Annotated in this window: 3 protein-coding genes; 2 read left to right on the forward strand and 1 reads right to left on the reverse strand. The window is 39.3% G+C overall.

Going from position 1 to position 3837, the window contains the following annotated elements; all coding sequences use genetic code 11:
- Both ABY905_RS14905 and ABY905_RS14910 read left to right on the forward strand, forming a co-directional pair.
- On the forward strand, positions 1-1368 hold a 1368-nt coding region (locus tag ABY905_RS14905; protein WP_372645280.1), incomplete at its 5' end, for an efflux RND transporter permease subunit.
- Positions 1369-1379: 11 nt separating this feature from the next.
- Positions 1380-2798: an efflux transporter outer membrane subunit gene (locus ABY905_RS14910; protein ID WP_372645282.1), complete on the forward strand. Its 1419-nt coding sequence runs from the start codon at positions 1380-1382 to the stop codon at positions 2796-2798.
- Between the two features lie 82 nt (positions 2799-2880).
- On the opposite strand, the gene ABY905_RS14915 is transcribed toward ABY905_RS14910, so the two are convergent.
- Positions 2881-3837 (reverse strand): permease (locus ABY905_RS14915; protein WP_372645284.1); only part of this gene is annotated, 957 nt, incomplete at its 5' end.

Below are 3837 nucleotides of genomic sequence, written 5' to 3' on the forward strand. Positions count from 1 at the left end.
ATGGATGTTGTTGAGACCCGTATGTTTGTGAATGGCTTTAGTCTGTTGAGTGGGACCAATGGAGGCTCCAAGGCTTTTGCTGTTATCAAGCTAAAACCATGGGGTCAGCGTAAGGAGGATCACCAGAAGGTTAAGGCTGTGGTGGGGCAACTGTTCGGTAAAACTGCCGGTATCTCAGAGGCTCGAATTTTATTCTTTACACCTCCTACGGTGAGAGGTTTTGGTAATTCGGATGGTTTCGAAATGCGATTGCAAGACAAAACCAATGGAAGTTTTGATGGTTTGATGAGCAATACCAATAAGTTTCTGATGGCATTGAATCAGCGTCCCGAAATTAAGTATGCTGTGACCTCATTCAACACGGGATTTCCACAATACGAAATGGATGTGAATGTTGAGAAGGTTAAAGAGGCAGGTATTTCGGTTAACGGACTGTTTGCTACTTTGCAAGGTTATTATGGCAGCTGGTATGCTGCCGATTTCAACCGATTCGGGAAACAATACCGGGTTATGATTCAAGCTGATCCTGAGGATAGGGCTACTGCCGAATCACTTAATAACATCTTTATCAAGAATGGGAAAGGCGAATTGGTTTCCGTTAGTCAGTTTGTGAATATGACCAAGGTAAATGGTCCCGATGTGGTTAGCCGTTTCAACCTGTTCAATTCGTCAACTGTAAATGGTAATGTGAATCCGGGTTATAGTACTGGAGATGCTATTCAGGCTATTCAGGAAGTGGCTGCAGAAATATTGCCAACCAGTTATGGTTATGAATTTTCGGGAATGACCCGTGAAGAACAGAAAGCGGGAAACAAAGCGATTGTTGTTTTTATCCTGAGTTTGATTTTTGTGTATTTCCTTTTATCGGCTCAGTATGAATCTTACATTCTGCCTTTCTCTATCATCTTGTCGCTGCCTATCGGTATTTTTGGAAGTATCTTTTTCATCAATATGGTTGGCTTGGATAATAACATTTACTTTCAGGTTGCCCTGATCATGTTGATAGGTTTGTTGGCTAAAAATGCGATTCTTATTGTGGAATTCGCCCTTCAACGTCGACGCGAAGGAATGCCAATTGCACTGGCTGCCATTGAAGGTGCCAAGGCCCGATTGCGTCCGATCTTAATGACTTCATTTGCTTTTATTCTAGGCTTAATGCCATTGATGTTGTCAACAGGAGCTGGTGCAGTGGGGAACCGATCAATCGGTACAGGTGCTGTGGGTGGTATGCTTATAGGTACTCTGTTTGGAGTTTTTGTAATTCCAGTCTTTTTTGTTGTCTTTCAACATATTCAGGAAAGAATATCGGGAGCTCCAAAGGTAGAATCAGAAGAGATTGAAAGAAATGAATTGGAAAGCATTCAATAATTAGAACTACAATGAACACAAAAAGAATAATAATTGGAGTGGCATTTTTGGCTTTAGCCTCAACGAGTTTACAATCGTGTTTCGTTGCCAGAAAATATCAGCAACCTGAAGTCGAAGTTCAGAACCAATATAGGAATATATCAACGACAGATTCTGCTACTTTAGCGAGTATGCCTTGGGATAAGTTGTTTGCAGATTCACATTTAAATAAATTAATAAGTGAAGCATTAAATTCAAATCTCGATCTGCTAATGGCAGTAGATCGAGTAAACGCCGCCGAAGCTTACTTTAAGCAAGGTAAAATGGGATACCTTCCTAGTGTTAGCTTAAGTGCAAATGGAGGTAAATACAACGGTTCGGATAATAGTCTTTCTGGAAGTGCTGCTGGTGGAAATGGTCCAAGCTATGAGAATTTTCAACTGAATGGAAACATTTCTTGGGAAGCGGATATTTGGGGGAAAATAAGAAGTAATAGGAGAGCCAGTCAGTCGGCTTATTTACAATCTGAAGCATCAACAAGAGCCGTGGAAAGTGCTTTGGTGGCCAATATGGCTTCAGCTTACTATCAATTATTGGCCTTAGATGCTCAAGCAGAAGTTGCTCGTAGAACTATAAGTAATCGTAAAGAAAGTTTGGAGACAATGAAAAGTCTTAAAGAAGCTGGGCGGGTAACTGAGGCAGCAGTTAAGCAGACAGAAGCACAATTGTATAGCACTCAGATTTTACTTCTCGATTTAGAGCAAAATGTTTCATTGCTTGAGAATACGATTTCACTCTTATTGGGAAGAACAGTGGGTGCAGTTGAGAGAGGAGAGTTAAAAGATCAGCAAATAGATCTTGAGTTAAATACTGGCTTTCCAGTTCAATTATTTAGCAATCGTCCGGATGTAATGGCAGCAGAATTTGGCCTTAAAAACGCATTTGAATTAACGAATGTGGCAAAGAGTAATTTTTACCCAAGCCTTAGTGTTAATGCAAGTTTAGGATTAGAAAGCATCAAATTTGAGGATTGGTTTAGTACAAGTTCGATTTTTAATAATGTGATTGGAAATTTGACTCAACCTCTTTTTAATAAACGAAGCATTAGAACTCAGTATGAAGTTGCAAAGGCAAGACAATCTGAAGCGAAACATAATTTTAAGAAAGTGTTGTTAACGGCAAGCAAAGAAGTCTCAGATGCGCTTTATAGTTATAAGACTGAACAAGAACGTTACGAGATTAGAAAACAAGAGTTGAAAGCTTTAAGTGATGCAGTCAGTTACTCCGAAGAATTATTGAATAATGCTTATGGTAACACAACCTATTTGGAAGTATTAACAGCAAGAAGTAATGCTCTTTCTTCAGAGATCAACTTGATCAATTCTAAGTTCAAACAATTGAATTCGACTGTTGAGCTTTATAAAGCATTAGGTGGGGGATGGAAGAAGTAGAATTTAACTTCTTTATATTTAGGTTGGAAACGAAAAGGCAGCTATTTAGGCTGCCTTTTTTAGTATCTAAAACTTGGATGGTTCAATTATTAATTTCACCTCCATATTCAAAACCTAAGCTTTCAAGTTCTTTTTGAATTGTTTCTAATTTGATTTTTTTACCGGAAATATGAAGTCGTTTTTGTTCGAGGTTAACTTCTGCTAAGTCGATATTCTTTAGAGCTCCAATATGTTTTTCTACGGAATTTTTACAATGATTACAACTCATTCCCAAGACAGAAATTAGATAATCTTCCGTTTCGTTTTCTATAACCGAACTAGGTATCGTTTTGCTTTTAAGAATTGCCTTTTGGAGATATCCATTCAAAATCAAAAGTGTTAATGAGATACTACTTCCCCACTGTAACCAGAGTGGTAAGGAAAAGTGACCTTCATGAGCTCCCATATGAGAGTGCAGACCTTTCAGCGTGAACCATTCCCTGGGTAAGGTATGGTCGATTAATAAGCCAAAAACAAGGGCACCCATGATGATTGATATCAGATAGGCAAAAGTAGTTTTGCGTCCCAGCACCTTGTTCAATACTGTAATGGTTGCTGCATTGGTTGCCGGACCAGCCATCAGGAAAACCAGAGCTGCGCCTGGCGAAACGCCTTTCATCAAAAGGACTGCTGCAACCGGAACCGAAGAGGTTGCACAAATATACAGAGGAACTGAGGCAACCAGAATAACCAACATGCCAATAAAGTCATTCCCTACGTAGTTCGAAAAGAAATCATCAGGAATTAGAACCGAAATGAGGGCAGCCAGAACCAAACCTATAATCAGCCATTTCGAAATATCCTGTAGAAAATCGACAAAGGCATATTTAAACATGGTGTATATTTTCGAATGCTTTTTGTCTGTTTGTGTGTCACAAGAGTCGCCACATTCACAATCTGATTCAGTTTTGGTATTGCAATTTGTATCACAGCTAGCAGTCTCAGTTGGAATGTTTTTCTCAAGTCCATTCTCCCTTTTGTCGTAGCGATTAGCCAACAT

The sequence above is a fragment of the Ancylomarina sp. genome (assembly GCF_041555295.1).
In the GTDB taxonomy this organism is placed as follows: Bacteria; Bacteroidota; Bacteroidia; order Bacteroidales; family Marinifilaceae; genus Ancylomarina.